The organism is Burkholderia sp. RF2-non_BP3 (assembly GCF_001522185.1).
GTDB classification, from domain to species: Bacteria; Pseudomonadota; Gammaproteobacteria; order Burkholderiales; family Burkholderiaceae; genus Burkholderia; species Burkholderia diffusa.
In genome coordinates, this window is sequence record NZ_LOSU01000028.1 from 696398 (window position 1) to 713331 (window position 16934).

Here is a 16934-nt window from a genome sequence, read left to right on the forward strand (position 1 = left end):
TTGATTGCCGCGCCGCGCGCGTGGAGAATGGGCGGACCCATGCCGAGATCCGGAGACATCCGATGACCACGCCTCGCCGTCCGTCGTTCAGTTCCGCGCTGTGCTACCGCAACCCGAAAGCCGCGCTGGCATGGCTCGAACGCGCATTCGGCTTCGAGCGCTCGATCGTCGTCACCACGCCGGAGGGCGACATCGCGCATGCCGAAATGAAGTTCGGCGACGGCCTCGTCATGATCGGCGGCGCATGGGCCGACTTCATCGCGTCGCCGGAAGACATCGGCGATCGCAATACACAGCACGTCCACGTGCACCTTCCCGACGACGCGGACATCGACGCGCACTGCGAGCGCGCGCGGGCCGCCGGCGCGGAGATCCTGCAGGCGCCGGCCGACCAGTTCTACGGTGATCGCATGTATCGCGCGCGCGATCCCGGCCGGCATGTGTGGACGTTCGGCAAGCACGTGCGCGACGTGACGAACGACGAGATGCGCGCGGCCACCGGCCTGACGATCGAGGATTTCAACTAAGCGCGGCACGCTTCGCCGGAGCCGGTTTTCCCCACCACGCGGCGCGCTGGCGCCGCATGACGCCTGGACCCACATGAACCTCTTCAATGCACGCCTGCGCGGTCGCGACGGGCTGTTCACGATCGGCATCGACGGCGACAGGATCGCGCGGATCGACGCGCAAGCCGCGCCGGTGGCCGCCGTCGGCGCCGGCGATGTCGATGCGGGCGGCCGGCTCGCGATTGCTCCGCTCGTCGAACCGCACATCCATCTCGACGCGGTGCTCACGGCCGGCGAGCCGGCCTGGAACATGAGCGGCACGCTGTTCGAGGGAATCGAGCGCTGGTCCGAGCGCAAGGCGACGATCACGCATGCGGACACGAAGACACGCGCGCATGCGGCGATCGGCATGCTGCGCGATCACGGCATCCAGCACGTGCGCACCCATGTCGACGTCACCGATCCGACGCTGGCCGCGCTGAAGGCGATGCTCGAAGTGAAGGACGAGGCGCGCGGGCTGATCGACCTGCAGATCGTCGCGTTTCCGCAGGAAGGCATCGAGTCGTTCGACGGCGGCCGCGCGCTGATGGAGCAGGCGATCGAGCTGGGCGCGGACGTCGTCGGCGGCATTCCGCATTTCGAGAACACGCGCGAGCAGGGCGTCAGCTCGATCCGCTTCCTGATGGAACTGGCCGAGCGCACCGGCTGCCTCGTCGACGTGCACTGCGACGAGACCGACGATCCGCAGTCGCGCTTTCTGGAAGTGCTGGCAGAAGAAGCGCGCGTGCGCGGGATGGGCGCGCGCGTGACGGCGAGCCACACGACCGCGATGGGTTCGTACGACAACGCGTATTGCTCGAAGCTGTTCCGGCTGCTGAAGCGCGCGGGCCTGAATTTCGTGTCGTGCCCGACCGAGAGCATCCATTTGCAGGGGCGCTTCGACACGTTTCCGAAGCGGCGGGGCGTCACGCGCGTCGCTGAACTCGACCGCGCGGGCCTGAACGTGTGTTTCGGACAGGATTCGATCAAGGATCCGTGGTATCCGCTCGGCAACGGCAACATCCTGCGCGTGCTCGACGCCGGGCTGCACATCTGCCACATGATGGGCTACCAGGACCTGCAGCGCTGCCTCGACTTCGTGACCGATCACGGCGCGACGACGATGCATCTCGGCGACGGCTACGGGATCGCGGTCGGACGGCCGGCAAATCTGGTCGTGCTCGACGCGGACAGCGACTACGAAGCCGTGCGCCGGCAGGCGAAGGCCACGCTGTCGGTGCGCCACGGGAAAGTGATCATGCGGCGGGAGCCGGAGCGCATCACGTATCCGGAGTAGTGCGATCGGGGTGGCGGCGGCGCGCACCGCCATGAGTCGCCGCCGCTCGGGCATTCGGAAAATGCATGAGTTGATCAGAAAAATACGTTTGTCTCATGAGAGGCCGAAGCCTACGATTCCGTCCTGACGGCGGCGTGCATGGTGCGCGCCGTCTTGTCGATTTTCGTTCGCCGACCTCATGCGCCTCGATCTCCCGTCCGCTCCCGCTTCTTCTTCGCCGTCGGCCAGCCCGTTCGCGCGGATGGCTGCCGTCACGGTCCTGACCGGCGTCGGCGCGGGCGTCGGCGGGATGCTGCTCGCGCTGCTGCTGCACGCGATCCAGCATCTGGCCTACGGCTACAGCCTGGCGCACGTCGTCGGGACCGAGAGCTTCCTCACGGGCGTGACCGGCGCCGAGCCGCTGCGCCGGCTCGCGGTGCTCGTCGTCTGCGGGCTCGTCGCGGGCGGCGGCTGGTGGGCGCTTTACCGGTTCGGCCAACCGCTCGTCAGCATCCGCCGGGCTATTCGCGCCGCCGATCCGCGGATGCCGTTCGTCAGCACGACGGTGCATGCGTTGCTCCAGATCGTCACCGTCGCGCTCGGTTCGCCGCTCGGCCGCGAAGTCGCGCCGCGCGAGATCGGCTCGCTGCTGGCCGGGCGGCTCGCGCATCGCGCGGGGCTCACGCCCGCCGATTGCCGGCTGATGGTCGCGTGCGGCGCGGGCGCCGGCCTCGCGGCCGTCTACAACGTGCCGCTCGGCGGTGCCGTGTTCGTGCTCGAAGTGCTGCTCGGCACGTTCGAACTGCGCGCGCTGGTGGTGGCCGTCGTCACGTCGGCGATCGCGGCGGCCGTCGCATGGATCGGGCTCGGCAACGAACATCAGTACACGGTGCCTGCGTTCGCGCTGAGCGCGCCGCTGGTCGCGTGGTCGATCGTCTGCGGGCCGCTGTTCGGTTTTGCCGCCTACGGCTTCGTGCGGCTCACGACTCGCGCGCGGGCGGATGCGCCGAAGGGTCGCCTGCTCCCCGTGCTCGCGCTGGTCAACTTCGCGGTCATCGGCGTGCTCGCGATGTGGTTTCCGCAGCTGCTCGGCAATGGCAAGGGGCCGGCTTCACTGGGCTTCGACGGCACGCTGACGATCGGCGTCGCGGCGACGCTGCTCGTGCTGAAGGTGCTGATCGAGGCGGGCAGCCTGCGCGCGGGGGCGGAGGGCGGGCTCCTGACGCCGGGGCTCGCGAACGGCGCGCTGCTGGGCGTCGTGCTCGGCGGGGTGTGGAGTCTCGCGTGGCCGGGCGCGTCGATCGGCGGATGCGCGCTGATCGGCGCGACCGCGTTCCTTGCCGCGTCGATGCAGATGCCGATCACGGCCGTCGTGCTGCTGCTCGAGTTCACGCGTGTGAATCACGACAGCCTGGTGCCGATGCTGCTGGCCGTGGCCGGCTCGCTGGTTGCGTACCGGTTCGCGCAGTGGGTGGTGGAGGGGCGGCTGGGGGCGGCCGCGGCCGTCGCCACGCGGTGACGGCGACCCGGTAGCCCTCCTCGGCACAGGCTGCGGCGCGCGGGCTGCGCCGCTGAAGTGCATCGATCTATATCACGGCAAGGAACTGGACGCCGCGGCGAAGCAGCTCGTATTACGCCCGAACAGCACCTATCGGACCGAGCATTCGCCGAAGTCGCAGTAGCGATAAAACGCCGTTGCGCAATGCAACGGCGCGCCGTATGCCGTTTCGCCGACGCTATTCAAGCGTCCGGATCGAATTGCTGATTCCGCGCGCGCAGTCGATCACCGCCGGCGCGAGCTTGCGGCGCGCATCGTCGAACGTCCAGCGGCTCGTCGGCGCGACCACGTGCACGGCCGCGACCGGCTGCCCCTGGCTGCCGAGCACGGGCGCGGCAATCGACATGTCCCCGATGAACAATTCTTCCTGGTTGGTCGCGTAGCCTTCGCGCCGTGCACCGTCGAGCAATGCGACGAGTTCGTCGAGCGCCGTGACCGTACGCGGCGTATGCGGCGTACGCACCATGCCGTCGAGCCGCACACGCGCTTCCTGCGGCGGCAACGCGCTCAGGAATGCACGGCCGCTGCCGGTGCAGTACATCGGGATACGGCTGCCGATCGGCATGTGGATCGGCACGAACTTCGTCGATACGAAACGCGCGACGTAGACCATTTCGTCGTCGTCCGGCTCGGTGAGATTGGTGGTCTCGCCGGTCAGGTTCGTGAGCTCGGACAGGAACGGATTCGCGACGTCGATCAACGTATCGGCCGCGAGATAGTTGAAGCCGATCCGCATCACGTGCGGCGTGAGCTGGAAACGCCGCGTGACCGGATGCTTGCGGATGTAACCGAGCTGCTCGAGCGTATAGACCATCCGCTGCGCGGAGCTTTTCGTGATCCCTGCCGCGTCGGCCACTTCCGCCAGCGTCATCGTGCGCCGCTTCGCGCTGAACGCGCGCAGCACGTTGAGCCCTTTTTCCAGCGACTGATTGAACAGCAGATCATTTGATTGATCGGGTGACGTTTCCATGGCGAGGGGCGTGATCGATTCGATATCGCATCCTATCGTATCGAATATCGATATGCAAAAATCTTTTCGCGATATTTTTGATTCGTTTTAAGATCGGGTCATCGTCGCAGTGTCGATCAGCGGCCGGCCGACGCACCGGGTTAATCGAGAAGGAGACGTCATGGTTTCGTTCATCAAGCGGTTCGGCGCACTGGCCGCCGGTTTCGCCACCTGTATCGCACTTTCGACGGCTTCGGCGAGCGCCGTTGCGGCCGAGCCCACGCTGAAGGTCGGCGCGACGGCCACCGGCGTGCCGTTCACGTTTCTCGACGTCAAGAGCAATTCGATCCAGGGGATGATGGTCGATGCGATCACCGCGGCCGGGAAGTCGGCCGGGTTTCGCGTCGACGTGCAGCAGACCGTGTTCTCGGCGCTGATCCCGTCGCTCACCACGCAGAAGATCGACATCATCTCGGCCGCGATGCTGAAGACGCCTGCGCGCCAGCAGGTCGTCGATTTCTCCGACACCGTCTACTCGTTCGGCGAAGGCCTGATCGTGAAGGCCGACGATCCGGGCCGCTATACGTCGATGGACGATTTCAACGGGCAGGTGGTCGGCGCGCAGGTCGGCACCGCGTTCGTCGATGCGCTCAACAAGAAGGGCATCTTCAAGGAGGTCCGGACCTACGATTCGATCGCCGACATCATGCGCGACGTCGCACTCGGGCGCATCAAGGCCGGCTTCGCCGACCAGCCGATCGTCGCTTACCAGATCGAGCACGGCGTCAATCGCCAGGTGCGGCTCGTGCCGGAATACCAGAGCGTGGTGAAGGGGCAGGTCTGCTTCATCGTGCGCAAAGGCGACAACGCGACGCTCGAACAGCTCAACGGCGCGATCCGCAAGATGAAGAGCGACGGCACGCTGCAGCAGATCCTGCAGAAGTGGCACATGAGCTGAGCATCGGCGCACGATTCCCGTCCGGCATCGCCCGCGCGTCGCGGGCATCCACCGCGGCGCGCCGTTCGGGCGTCGCATAGGAGACCTCATGTTTTTTCAGAACGCGATCGATTTCCTGCCGATCCTGCTGAAGGGCGCGGTGATCACCGTCGAGATCACGGCATGCGCGTTCGTGCTCAGCTCGGTGCTCGGACTGATCCTCGCGCTGATGAAAGTGTCGCGCAACCGGGCGGTGTCGACGGCCGGCAGCACGATCGTCAACGTGATCCGCGGGCTGCCGATCATCGTGCAGCTGTTCTACATGTACTTCGTGCTGCCCGATCTCGGCGTGCAACTGTCGGCGTTCCAGGCGGGCGTGCTCGGCCTTGGCATCGCGTATTCGGCGTACCAGGCCGAGAACTTCCGCGCCGGCATCGAGGCGATCGATCGCGGCCAGATCGAAGCCGCGCACGCAATCGGCATGCGCGGCCCGATGATCATGCGGCGCGTGGTGCTGCCGCAGGCGTTCCGCATCGCGCTGCCGCCGTACGGCAATACGCTCGTGATGCTGCTGAAGGATTCATCGGTCGCGTCGACGATCACGGTCGCGGAAATCACGCGTGCCGGCCAGCTGATCGCGTCGTCGACGTTCCAGAACATGAGCGTCTACACGCTCGTCGCGCTGCTGTATCTCGCGCTCGGCCTGCCGCTGATGTTCGGCGTGAACCGGCTCGGCAAGCGGCTCGCACTGAGGAGGGGCGCATGATCAGGATCGAATCGATACACAAGCGGTTTCAGCAACACGCGGTGCTGAAGGGCGTGAGCCTCGACGTGCAGCAGGGTGAAGTCGTGTGCCTGATCGGGCCGTCCGGTTCCGGCAAGTCGACCGTGCTGCGCTGTATCAACGGTTTCGAGACCTACGACGAAGGGGCGATCACGATCGACGGCGTGAAGGTCGACGCACATTCGAAGCGCATCCACGAGCTCCGGATGCGCGTCGGCATGGTGTTCCAGCGCTTCAACCTGTTCGCGCACCGCACGGCGCTCGAGAACGTGATGGAAGGGCCGGTGCACGTGCGTCGCAGGCCGGCCGCGCAAGCGCGCGAGCAGGCCCGCGCGCTGCTCGACAAGGTCGGGCTCACGCACCGGATGAATGCGTATCCGTCGGAGCTGTCGGGCGGCCAGCAGCAGCGCGTCGCGATCGCACGCGCGCTCGCGATGGAGCCGCAGGCGATCCTGTTCGACGAACCGACGTCGGCGCTCGACCCCGAACTCGTCGGCGAAGTGCTCGGCGTGATGCGGGGGCTCGCCCGCGACGGAATGACGATGGTGGTCGTCACGCACGAGATGGCGTTCGCACGCGAGGTGGCCGATCGCGTGTGCTTCCTGCACGACGGCACCATCTGCGAAAGCGGGCCGGCGCGCGCCGTGCTGACGCAGCCGACGCATCCCCGCACGCTGGAATTCCTGCGCCGCCTGCTGGCGTCGGACGGCGCCGACAACCCGGATCGACCATGAGTGCAACGAACGCGGCACCCGGATGGCCCGACTCGCCGTGGCCGGATTCGCTATGGGCGGCGACCGCCGCGCCGGCACCCGATACGCCCGCGCTCGACGCGTCCGTATCGTGCGACGTGGCGATCGTCGGCGCCGGTTTCACCGGCCTGTCGACCGCACTTCACCTGGCCGAGCGCGGCGTGAACGTTCGCGTGATCGACGGCGCGCAGCCGGGCTGGGGCGCGTCGGGCCGCAACGGCGGGCAGGTGATTCCCGGGCTGAAATACGACCCGGACGAACTGGTGCGCCGGTTCGGCGATACGGCCGGCGAGCAGCTTGCCGGCATCGTCGGCGGCGCGGCCGACACCGTGTTCGACCTGATCGCGCGGCATGCGATCGACTGCGATGCGCGTCGCCACGGCTGGATCCAGCCGGCGCCGACCGCCGCGATGCTCGACACGGTCGCGGGCCGGGCACAGCAATGGGCCGCGCGCGGTGCGCCGGTCGAGGTGCTCGGCCGCGACGACGTCGCGCGGCGGCTCGGCACGCATGCGTATGCGGGCGGCTGGATCGATCGCCGCGCGGGCAGCGTGCAGCCGCTCAGCTATACGCGCGGCCTGGTGCGCGCCGCGCAGGCGAGCGGGGCCGTCGTGCACGGCTCGACCCGCGCCGTCGGGCTGACACGCGTCGACGGCCGCTGGCGGATCGCGACGTCGGGCGGCGCGACGCTGTCCGCTCAGCGCGTCGTGATCGCGACCAACGGCTATACGGACGGGCTGTGGCCCGGCTTGCGCCAGTCGGTGATCGCCGCGAACAGTTTCATCGTCGCGACGGAACCGCTCGCGCCGGAGCTTGGTCGCGACATCCTCTCCGGCGGCGAGGTCGCATCGGATGCGCGGCGTCTGCTGCTGTACTTCCGCCGTGACGCCGCCGGGCGCCTGCTGATGGGCGGCCGCGGCCCGTTCGCCGAACCGCGTGCGCCGGGTGACTGGCGCCATCTCGAGCGCGCGACGACGCTGCTGTATCCGCAACTGAAGGGCGTCCGGTTCGAATACCGCTGGGCGGGGCGCGTCGCGATCACCGCGGATTTCCTGCCGCACGTGCACGAGCCCGCGCCGGGCGTGACGATCGCGCTCGGCTACAACGGTCGCGGTATCGCAATGGCGACGACGCTCGGCAAACATCTGGCCGCGCATCTGTCGGGCGATGCGCAACTGCCGCTGCCGTTCCGGGTCACGCAGATCCGGCCGATTCCATTGCACGGGCTGCAGCGCTTCTATATCGCGGCCGGGGTCGCGTGGTATCGGCTGCTCGACAGCCTGTCCTGACGCCGGTGCGAGGGCGGGTCGCCATCCATCGTCCGATCGGGCAGAATCGGCCTGCCGCCTTTCCACCGACGGACGCCGCATGACCGACCCGACCGAACCTCCCGCCCGCCGCGCTTACGCGAGCTTCGCGCAACGCTACGCGGACATCGCGCCGACCAAGGCGCACAACGCACTCTACGAGCGTCCGACAACGATGGCACTGCTCGGCGACGTCGACGGCCTGACGGTGCTTGACGCCGGCTGCGGGCCCGGCATCTGCAGCGCGCACCTCGCGCGCCACGGCGCGACCGTCCACGCATTCGACATCACGCCCGAGATGGTCGCGCTCGCGCAAACGCGCTGCGCAGGCCTCACGGTCGACGTCGTGGAGGGCGACCTGGAGGCGCCGCTCGCGTGGCTGCCCGACGCGTCGGTCGACAAGGTGCTGTGCTCGCTCGCGCTCGACTACGTGCGTGACCTCGCCCCGACGCTGCGTGAATTCAGACGCGTCGCACGGCCCGGCGGGACGCTCGTGTTCTCGATGGCGCACCCGATGCGCGACTGGATGGACGAGCGCACACGCGGGGACGCCACGTACTTCGATACGAGCCGTTTCGGCTTCCACTGGTCGGGTTTCGGCGAACCGAAGCCCTATGTCGAAGCGTGGCGCCGGCCGCTTGCCGACATCCTGAACGCGCTCGCCGACGCCGGCTGGCGGCTCGACCGGTTCGTCGAACCGAAGCCGCTGCCCGAGATGAAGGCCGTGTCGGAGCGGCTCCATGCGGAGCTGTCGCTGGCTCCGGCGTTCCTCTGCATCCGCGCGCGCCGCTGACGACGCGCGGCGGACCGCCGATGCTCAGCGTGCCGGCGCGTCGATCAGCGTGCCGAGAAACGCTTCGATATCCTTGATGTCCTGCGCGGTCATCGCGGGCTTGTCACCGGGTTTGCGGTCGAACGGCGCATCGGTCACGTCGACGTTCGCGCGGTACTTCGGCGGAATGTCGTCATACTCGTCGACCTTGCCGTCCGCGCCGCGCGAATAGAACTTCTGCGGCGAGATGCTGCGCTCGTTGTAGAACGCCATCACCTGGTCGAGCGTGTGGAACACGCCGTTGTGGAAGAACACGTGGCGCGTCGCCGCGTTGCGCAGCGTCGGCGTCAGGAACATCGCGCAGTACTGCGTCTGGTCCTTGAGATCCTCGCGGAACGGCCCGCACACACCGAGATCGTGGAACGCCGGGTTGCGGTTCTGCGCGAGCGCCATGTTGCGCGGCGCGCCGAGCGCTTCGTACTGGTAGTCGGTAAACATCGGCGGCAAGCCGTCCTTGCCGGGCTTCGACAGGTGGCAGCCCGCGCAATTCGCCTTGTCCGGATCGTTGAAGAGCCGCAGCCCGCGCAATTCGGCCTGCGTCAAGCGCGCACGGCCTTCGAGCCAGCGGTCGTACTTGCTGTCGTACGGATGAAACGACGGATCCTCGACCTGATAGCGCGCGATCGCGAACATCGCCTCCGACACCAGAAGCCGCGGGCTGGAGAACACGCGCGCGCCGAACAACTGCTCGAACTGCGCGCGATGCGACGACTGCGCGAGCTTGCGCGCGACGTCGTCGATGCTCGCATTCGCCATCTCGACCGGGTTCAGCAGCGGCCCGAACGCCTGCTGCTGCAGCGTATCGGCGCGGCCGTCCCAGAACATCCCGCCCTGCGGCACGAGCTGCGGCGCGGCCGACGCGCCGGCCACCTTTTGCGCCTTGACGACCCCGGCCGCCGATGCAGCCTGCTGCGCGACGCTCGGCGCGGCGTCGTTTTCGCCAGCATCGGGGCCGATGCTGAAGTTCGGCTGACGATACAGATACATCAGCGACGGCGGCGGGCGGTAGCCCTGCTGCGTCATAGCGAGGCCGCCCGGCTGCACGTCGAGCCCGTTCGGCGGCCCGTACGCATGGTCGGGGCTGTGGCACGACGCGCACGACTGCTTGCCGGATGCCGACAGCGACGGATCGGCGAACAGCGCACGCCCGAGTTGCGCGACGGCCGACAGCGGCTGCGCGGCCGGGCGCTGCAGCACGACCGGATGCGGATTCGCGCCCGTCCAGTCGGCGACGACGTCGCCGATCGCCGCCGGCGTGCTGGCCGGAAACGCGATCGCGAATGCGCCGTAGCCGAGTACGGCCGCGCCGAGCGCGAACGCCGCGCGGCGCACCGCGCGGGCAGGGGAACGCGGCGCGGCGGCGCCGGATGCGTCGGGAGACGGGAACGCGGGACGAGCGGTCATGCTGTCGGTCGAAAGTCGGGCGCCGCGTGAAAGCGGCGCGTCAAACGGAAACGGCCGGCGCACGATGCGCCGGCCTGCTGCTGCCGGTTACGCGATGCCGGTCAGATCGACGGCGCCGCGCTCAGCACGGTCCCTTGCGTCGGATCGAGATACAGCGGCGCCGTATTCGGCTTCGACGAGAAGTCGAACAGGCCGCGCAGGTCGCCAGCCGTCGCATCGAACGAACCGCCGCCGATGCGCTGGCCGCCGAGCCAGTTGTCCTCGATGAAGCGCACGACGGACGCCTGGTCGAGCATCGTGTGGTCGACGTAGTTCTGCTTCGCGTACGGCGAGATCACGACGAGCGGGATGCGCACACCCGGACCGCATCGGCCGTTCACCGTGCCGCCGTTCACGCCGGTGGTGCCGCCCGAGCCGCACGCGCCGTTGCCGTTCAACTGGTCGATCGCGTCGGACGACGAATGCGTCGGCGCCGTGTATGCGTGGTCGTACCAGCCGTCCGAGTCGTCGTAGGTGACGATCACGGCCGTGTTCTGCCAGTCCGGCTGCTGCTGCAGGAAGTTGACGACCTTCGTCACGAACGCCTGCTCGTCGAGCGGATCCGAATAGCCCGCGTGCGCGTCCTGCGCGGCCGGCGCCTTCAGGAAGCTGACCGACGGGAAGTTGCCGGCCTTCACGGCCGCGAAGAAGTCGTCGCTGTCGTACTGATGGTTCGCCGGTTCGGCCGTCTTGCCGTCGGCTTGGAAGCTGGAACCGATCGCCGCGACCGCGCTCGGCCGCGTGTGCTGCGGGTTGGCGGTCGACGCGTAGTACTGGAACCAGTTGTGGTGCGGGATGTAGTCGGCCGTCGCGGCGTTCACGGCGGTGGCGACGGTGCTGCGGCTACAGCCGGTCGTGCCGTTGCTGTTGGTCGTCGACAGGTTGAAGCCGCCCATGAAGCCGCCCCACGTGATCTTCGCGGCGTTCAGCAGGTCGCCGATGTTCTTGCCGCTCATCATCGCCTGGTCGGTTGTGCTCGAGCACACGTCGTAGCCGGGGTCGACGTCGTTGATCATCGTGAAGCCGCCCTGGCCGTCGTTGATGTAGTACGACGTGGCGGCGAGCGTCGACGGCTGCTTCGACGTCTTGACGATCTGCATCCCGTTGGTCTGGCCCGACACGACGTTCAGCGCGCCCGGCGTCGACGGGCCGTAGACCGTCGTATACGCGTTGTCGCTCATCGCGAAGCGCTGTGCGTAGTTCCACAGCGCGGTCACGGTGTTGCCGTCGAAGTAGCCCATCACCTGGCCCTTCGTGCCGAACGCGCCGGCGCCGCCGGACGAGCCCTTGCCCGTATATTTCGGGAACAGGTCGGCGAGGCCGTTGTCCTCGGCCTGCTGCTCGGCCGTGTACGCGTGGTTCTGGTCGGCGGTCGCGGCTTGCGTGCGGTCGAGGCGGAACGGGTTCGCGGCATCGGTGCCGTTGGCCGTGTTCGTGAAGTTCGGGTTCGCGGTGAGCAGCGTGCCCGTCAGCCCGTTGACCGTCGGCGTGCCGGGCTTCGCGGTGAACGCCGGTTCGCCGGACGGGTTCGACGCGTTCGGGTAGGTGCCGAAGTAGTGGTCGAACGACACGTTCTCGCCGTAGATCACGACGACGTGTTTGATCGGCGTGGCGGTCTGCAGCGCATCCTGCGACGACACGGCGGGCGTCGACGAGGGATCGTCGCTGCCGCCGCAGGCGAACAGCGCAAGCGCCGCGCCGGCGCACGCGGTGACGAGCAAGGCTTGACGGAACATCGGGAAACTCCAGGTAAATTTTCGACGGTGGAGCGCGGCCTCGTTGCCGTGTCGGTTCGGCGCGGAGCTCGCGATAGAGCTCCGGCATTGGAACAGTTCGGTATGAAGATATGGGGGCGGAGCGGTTTCGCGCCGGTTGCGCCGCGGTATCGGTTTCATTACGGCGCGACGCGGCGCGAAAGAAAGCGGAAAGGGACGGAGCGGATGCAACCCGGGCGACACATTCGGCGATCGGCTCGGTCATGGCCGCGGATGTCGCGCGGGGCGGGCGACGGCGCACGGCGGGCCGGTTCGTCCGGGATGCCGGGCCGCGTTCCTTTTTGACAATCGGGTGACGCATTCATACGATGGTTGGCTCGCGGCGACGATTTCGCGTTGCCGGCCGTCAGCGAGTGTTCAGCGTGCCGATCCCCGTTCTGTTTGCCGTCCTGTGCGCCGCCTTCCTGCATGCGGCGTGGAATGCGCTCGTGCGCAGCAGCGGCGACCGGCTGCGCTCGGCCACGGTGCTGCAGATCGCGATCGGGCTGTTCGCGCTGCTGTTCCTGCCGGCCGCCGCGCCGATCACGCCCGCGAGCTGGGTTTGCGTCGTCGCGTCGGCGGTGATCCACGTCGTCTATACGCTGCTGCTGGTGCGCGCTTACGAGCACGGCGATCTGACCGTCGCGTATCCGGTCGCGCGTGGCACCGCGCCGCTGCTCGTCACGCTGGGCGCGGCGGCGTTCGCGGGCGAGCGTCTGAACGCGGGCGCGCAATGCGGGCTCGTGCTGATCTGCGCCGGCATCATGGCGATCGGGCTGGAGCGGGGCCGCGGCGCGCGGCACCGGATGACGCAGGTGTTGCCGACCGCGTTCGCCACCGGCGTATCGATCGCCGCGTACAGCGTGGTCGACGGGATCGGCGTGCGGGAAAGCGGCAGCACGGTCGGCTATACGGCATGGATGTTCGTGCTGACGGGGTTGCTGATGGCCGCGTACTACCGGCTGCGCGCGGGGCCGCTGCGGCTCGCGCGGGATGTCGGCGAAACGGCGAAGGCCGCATGCGGCGGTGTTTTCGCGGCGCTTGCGTACGCGATCGTGATCTGGGCGATGGATCGCGCGCCGATGGGCCCGGTGTCGGCGCTGCGCGAAACGAGCGTGGTGTTCGCGGCGTTGATCGCCCGCGTGTACCTCGGCGAGCGGCTGACGCCGCGTCGCGCGGCGGGATGCATGGTGATCGCGGGCGGCGCGCTGCTGATCAGCGCGTTCGAGGCGGTGCGTTGAGCGCGGCGGCCGGGCATTGCGTCGCCCGGGCGGTCGCGCGGCGCCGTGTCAGCTTTCCACCGGCATCGCGCTCGTGCACTTGATCTCGTCGAGGCACACGCTGGAATGCACGCCGCTCACGCCGGGAATCCGCATCAGCGTTTCGAGCAGGAACGTGGACAGCCCCTTCAGGTCGTGCGCGACGACCTTCAGCACGTAGTCGATATCGCCCGTCACCGAGAAACATTCCTGGATCTGCGCGAGATCCGACACGAGCTTCTGGAACTTCGACAGGTCGCGGATATGCCCGCGCTCCATCGTCACGTGCACGAACGCGGTGACGCCGAATCCGAGCGTGTCGGGGCACAGACGGGTTTCGTAACGGCGGATCGCGCCGATTTCCTCCAGCCGCCGGTGGCGTCGCAGCGTCTGCGCGGGCGACAGGCCGACGGCCTTCGCCAGGTCGAGGTTCGACGCGCGGCCGTTCTCCTGCAGCACCGACAGCAAGTGGCGATCGATGCGATCGAGAACCGGTTCAGGCATTTTTGTTTCCTCATCTGTCTCCCGGATGCAATCTTATCTCATAATGTAGGGTTTGCATGAGCGGGTTACGCAACCCGATTTCGCCGCCGCGACGCTAAACTGACGCCGGATTTTCGTGTGCGCCCGCAGCAATGCGGGCGAGGGCGACGGTCGGCGGCCGGTCTGGCGGGCCTGCCGACCGGAAACGGGTGTCGCCGCGCGAAGATTGCAGTCCCCCAACCCGGCGGCTCCACGAACGGCCGCCGGCACAGCAAAACAGCGCCCGGCACACCGAGGCGCGCCGCACCGCTTCCGGCGGAGGCGGGCAGAATGGAGAAGACATGGTTTCTGGAAACGAGAAGGACGGCCTGAAGCGGGGGCTGAAGAACCGGCACATCCAGCTGATCGCGCTCGGCGGCGCGCTCGGCACGGGGCTGTTCCTCGGCATCGCGCAGACGATCAAGATGGCCGGCCCGTCCGTGCTGCTCGGCTACGCGGTGGCCGGCGTCGTCGCGTTCTTCATCATGCGCCAGCTCGGCGAGATGGTCGTCGACGAGCCGGTCGCCGGCTCGTTCAGCTACTTCGCCGACAAGTACGTCGGCCACTTCACCGGCTTCCTGTCCGGCTGGAACTACTGGGTGCTGTACATCCTCGTCAGCATGGCCGAGCTGTCGGCCGTCGGGATCTACGTGCAGTACTGGTGGCCCGGCGTGCCGACCTGGGTGTCGGCGCTGGTGTTTTTCGTCGCGATCAACCTCCTGAACCTGGCGAGCGTGAAATCGTACGGCGAGACCGAATTCTGGTTCTCGATCATCAAGGTCGCCGCGATCGTCGGGATGATCGGCTTCGGCGGCTGGCTGCTCGCGAGCGGCCATGCGGGTCCCGAAGCGAGCATCGCGAACCTGTGGCAGCACGGCGGCTTCTTCCCGAACGGCGTGTCGGGGCTCGTGATGTCGATGGCGGCGATCATGTTCTCGTTCGGCGGGCTGGAGCTGATCGGCATCACCGCGGCCGAGGCCGACGATCCGAAGCACAGCATTCCGCGCGCGACCAACCAGGTGATCTACCGCATCCTGATTTTCTACATCGGCGCGCTGGCGGTGCTGCTGTCGCTGTATCCGTGGGAAAAGGTCGTCACCGGCGGCAGCCCGTTCGTGCTGATCTTCCACGCGCTGAGCAGCAACGTGGTCGCCAACGTGCTGAACGTGGTCGTGCTGACGGCCGCGCTGTCGGTCTACAACAGCGGCGTGTACAGCAACAGCCGGATGCTGTTCGGCCTCGCGAAACAGGGCAACGCGCCCAAGGTGCTGTGCTCGGTGAACAAGCGCGGCATCCCGCTCGCCGCGCTCGGCGCGTCGGCGCTCGCGACCGGCGCGTGCGTGCTGGTCAACTACTTCATGCCGGGCAAGGCGTTCGAGGTGTTGATGGGCCTCGTCGTGTCGGCGCTGATCATCAACTGGGCGATGATCACGCTGATCCACCTGAAGTTCCGCCAGGCCAAGCGCATCGCCGGAGAGCAGACTTCCTTCCGCAGTCTGGGCTATCCTTTCACGAATTACCTGTGCCTGGCGTTCATGGCCGGCATTCTCGTCGTGATGTACCTGACGCCGGATCTCCGCCTGTCGGTGTACCTGATCCCCGTATGGCTCGCGGTGCTCGCGATCGGGTATCGCTTCCGGCAGAAGAATGCGGGCTACGCGATCCGCGACGGCGCGTCCGCCGGCTGACACGGGCATCACGACCATTCTTCCAAACGAGACCGACATAGCCATGTTCGAACACATCGACGCGTACCCGGGCGATCCGATCCTGACGCTCAACGAGAACTTCCAGAAAGATCCGCGCGATCAGAAGGTCAACCTGAGCATCGGCATCTATTTCGATGCCGAAGGCCGGATTCCCGTGATGGGTGCCGTGCGCGAAGCCGAAACCGCGCTGCAGCGCGACCTCGGCCCGAAGCCCTACCTGCCGATGGTCGGCCTTGCCGCGTATCGCGACGCCGTGCAGGCGCTCGTGTTCGGCGCCGATCACCCGGCGCGCGCGGCCGGCCGCATCGCGACCGTGCAGACGCTCGGCGGCTCGGGCGCGCTGAAGGTGGGCGCCGATTTCCTGAAGCGCTACTTCCCGGACGCGCAGGTGTGGCTCAGCGATCCGAGCTGGGAAAACCACCGCTTCATCTTCGAGCGTGCGGGTTTCACGGTGAACACGTACCCGTACTACGACGAAGCGACGGGCGGCCTGAAGTTCGACGCGATGCTCGCGGCGATCGACGCGCTGCCGGCGCGCAGCATCGTGCTGCTGCACGCGTGCTGCCATAACCCGACCGGTGTCGATCTCGACGAAGGCCAGTGGGAAAAGCTGATCGACGTGATCGAGGCGCGCGGGCTGCTGCCGTTCGTCGACATGGCGTATCAGGGCTTCGGCGCGGGCCTCGACGCGGACGCGTTCGCGGTGCGCGAACTGGCGCGCCGCGGCGTGCCGACGCTCGTCGCGAACTCGTTCTCGAAGAACTTCTCGCTGTACGGCGAGCGCGTCGGCGGCCTGAGCGTCGTCTGCGAGGATGCGGCCGCGGCGGAGCGCGTGCTGGGCCAGTTGGCCGGCGCGGTGCGCTCGAACTACAGCAACCCGCAAACCTACGGTGCGAAGGTCGTGGCGACCGTGCTCAACACGCCCGCGCTGCGCAAGCAGTGGGAAGAAGAGCTCGCCGCGATGTGCCGCCGCATCGCGCGGATGCGCCAGTCGATCCACGACGGCCTGCGCGACCACGTCGGCGGCGAAGCGCTGACGCGTTACGTGAAACAGCGCGGGATGTTCACGTACACGGGCCTGACCGAATCGCAGGTCGAAGCGCTGCGCGAAGTGCACGGCGTGTACATCCTGCGCTCGGGGCGCATGTGCGTCGCGGGGCTGAACGATTCGAACGTCGGCATCGTCGCGGACGCGATCGGCAAGGTGCTGAAGAGCGGCGTCTGACGGCGCGCCCGCGGGCGCCCAATCGCATCGCCGAAACCGGCTGTTTCCCTCGCGGAGACAGCCGGTTTTTTCTTGCGCGGCC

Annotated in this window: 15 protein-coding genes; 11 read left to right on the forward strand and 4 right to left on the reverse strand. The window is 67.8% G+C overall.

The annotated features are described in order from the left end of the window. Positions 1-62 precede the first annotated feature (62 nt). From WS45_RS13545 to WS45_RS13555, 3 genes are all read left to right on the forward strand, one after another. Complete coding sequence (locus WS45_RS13545) at positions 63-527, forward strand: VOC family protein (RefSeq protein WP_059525349.1); 465 nt, start codon at positions 63-65, stop codon at positions 525-527. A gap of 73 nt (positions 528-600) precedes the next feature. Then, positions 601-1842 (forward strand): cytosine deaminase, encoded by a 1242-nt coding sequence (gene codA, locus WS45_RS13550; RefSeq protein WP_059690031.1) that lies wholly within the window; start codon positions 601-603, stop codon positions 1840-1842. Positions 1843-2020: 178 nt separating this feature from the next. Next, a complete protein-coding gene (locus WS45_RS13555; RefSeq protein WP_059700322.1) occupies positions 2021-3340 on the forward strand; it encodes a chloride channel protein in 1320 nt (439 codons plus the stop codon). A gap of 217 nt (positions 3341-3557) precedes the next feature. Here WS45_RS13555 and WS45_RS13560 read toward each other — a convergent pair whose 3' ends face one another. After that, on the reverse strand, positions 3558-4349 hold the full coding sequence (locus WS45_RS13560) for an IclR family transcriptional regulator (RefSeq protein WP_059700324.1): 792 nt from the start codon (positions 4347-4349) through the stop codon (positions 3558-3560). 160 nt (positions 4350-4509) lie between these two features. Here WS45_RS13560 and WS45_RS13565 point away from each other — a divergent pair, with 160 nt between their 5' ends. From WS45_RS13565 to WS45_RS13585, 5 genes are all read left to right on the forward strand, one after another. Beyond that, positions 4510-5286: an ABC transporter substrate-binding protein gene (locus tag WS45_RS13565; protein WP_059690034.1), complete on the forward strand. Its 777-nt coding sequence runs from the start codon at positions 4510-4512 to the stop codon at positions 5284-5286. An 88-nt stretch (positions 5287-5374) separates the two neighbouring features. Then, complete coding sequence (locus WS45_RS13570; RefSeq protein WP_059690035.1) at positions 5375-6031, forward strand: amino acid ABC transporter permease; 657 nt, start codon at positions 5375-5377, stop codon at positions 6029-6031. Further along, the gene (locus tag WS45_RS13575) at positions 6028-6783 is read left to right on the forward strand and encodes an amino acid ABC transporter ATP-binding protein (protein WP_059700326.1); all 756 of its coding nucleotides are present in this window, start codon (positions 6028-6030) and stop codon (positions 6781-6783) included. Before WS45_RS13570 ends, WS45_RS13575 begins: the two co-directional genes overlap by 4 nt. After that, positions 6780-8090 (forward strand): NAD(P)/FAD-dependent oxidoreductase, encoded by a 1311-nt coding sequence (locus tag WS45_RS13580; protein ID WP_059700328.1) that lies wholly within the window; start codon positions 6780-6782, stop codon positions 8088-8090. The genes WS45_RS13575 and WS45_RS13580 overlap by 4 nt, the downstream gene beginning before the upstream one ends. A gap of 79 nt (positions 8091-8169) precedes the next feature. After that, the gene (locus WS45_RS13585) at positions 8170-8901 is read left to right on the forward strand and encodes a class I SAM-dependent methyltransferase (protein WP_059700330.1); all 732 of its coding nucleotides are present in this window, start codon (positions 8170-8172) and stop codon (positions 8899-8901) included. 24 nt (positions 8902-8925) lie between these two features. On the opposite strand, the gene WS45_RS13590 is transcribed toward WS45_RS13585, so the two are convergent. After that, positions 8926-10344: a cytochrome-c peroxidase gene (locus WS45_RS13590; protein WP_059700333.1), complete on the reverse strand. Its 1419-nt coding sequence runs from the start codon at positions 10342-10344 to the stop codon at positions 8926-8928. 101 nt (positions 10345-10445) lie between these two features. Then, positions 10446-12119, reverse strand: coding sequence for a phospholipase C (locus WS45_RS13595; RefSeq protein ID WP_059700334.1), 1674 nt, complete (start codon positions 12117-12119; stop codon positions 10446-10448). A gap of 347 nt (positions 12120-12466) precedes the next feature. Here WS45_RS13595 and WS45_RS13600 point away from each other — a divergent pair, with 347 nt between their 5' ends. Next, on the forward strand, positions 12467-13378 hold the full coding sequence (locus WS45_RS13600; protein ID WP_059700336.1) for an EamA family transporter: 912 nt from the start codon (positions 12467-12469) through the stop codon (positions 13376-13378). Positions 13379-13426: 48 nt separating this feature from the next. Here the strand turns inward: WS45_RS13600 and WS45_RS13605 are convergent, their stop codons facing one another. Further along, on the reverse strand, positions 13427-13900 hold the full coding sequence (locus tag WS45_RS13605) for an Lrp/AsnC family transcriptional regulator (protein ID WP_006479071.1): 474 nt from the start codon (positions 13898-13900) through the stop codon (positions 13427-13429). 320 nt (positions 13901-14220) lie between these two features. On the opposite strand from WS45_RS13605, the gene WS45_RS13610 reads away from it, so the two are divergent. Together WS45_RS13610 and WS45_RS13615 are read left to right on the forward strand one after the other, a co-directional pair. Next, positions 14221-15606 carry an amino acid permease gene (locus tag WS45_RS13610; RefSeq protein ID WP_059525363.1) on the forward strand — a complete coding sequence of 462 codons (1386 nt, stop codon included), beginning with the start codon at positions 14221-14223 and terminating at the stop codon, positions 15604-15606. 43 nt (positions 15607-15649) lie between these two features. Further along, positions 15650-16852: an amino acid aminotransferase gene (locus tag WS45_RS13615; protein ID WP_059525365.1), complete on the forward strand. Its 1203-nt coding sequence runs from the start codon at positions 15650-15652 to the stop codon at positions 16850-16852. Positions 16853-16934: the final 82 nt, after the last annotated feature.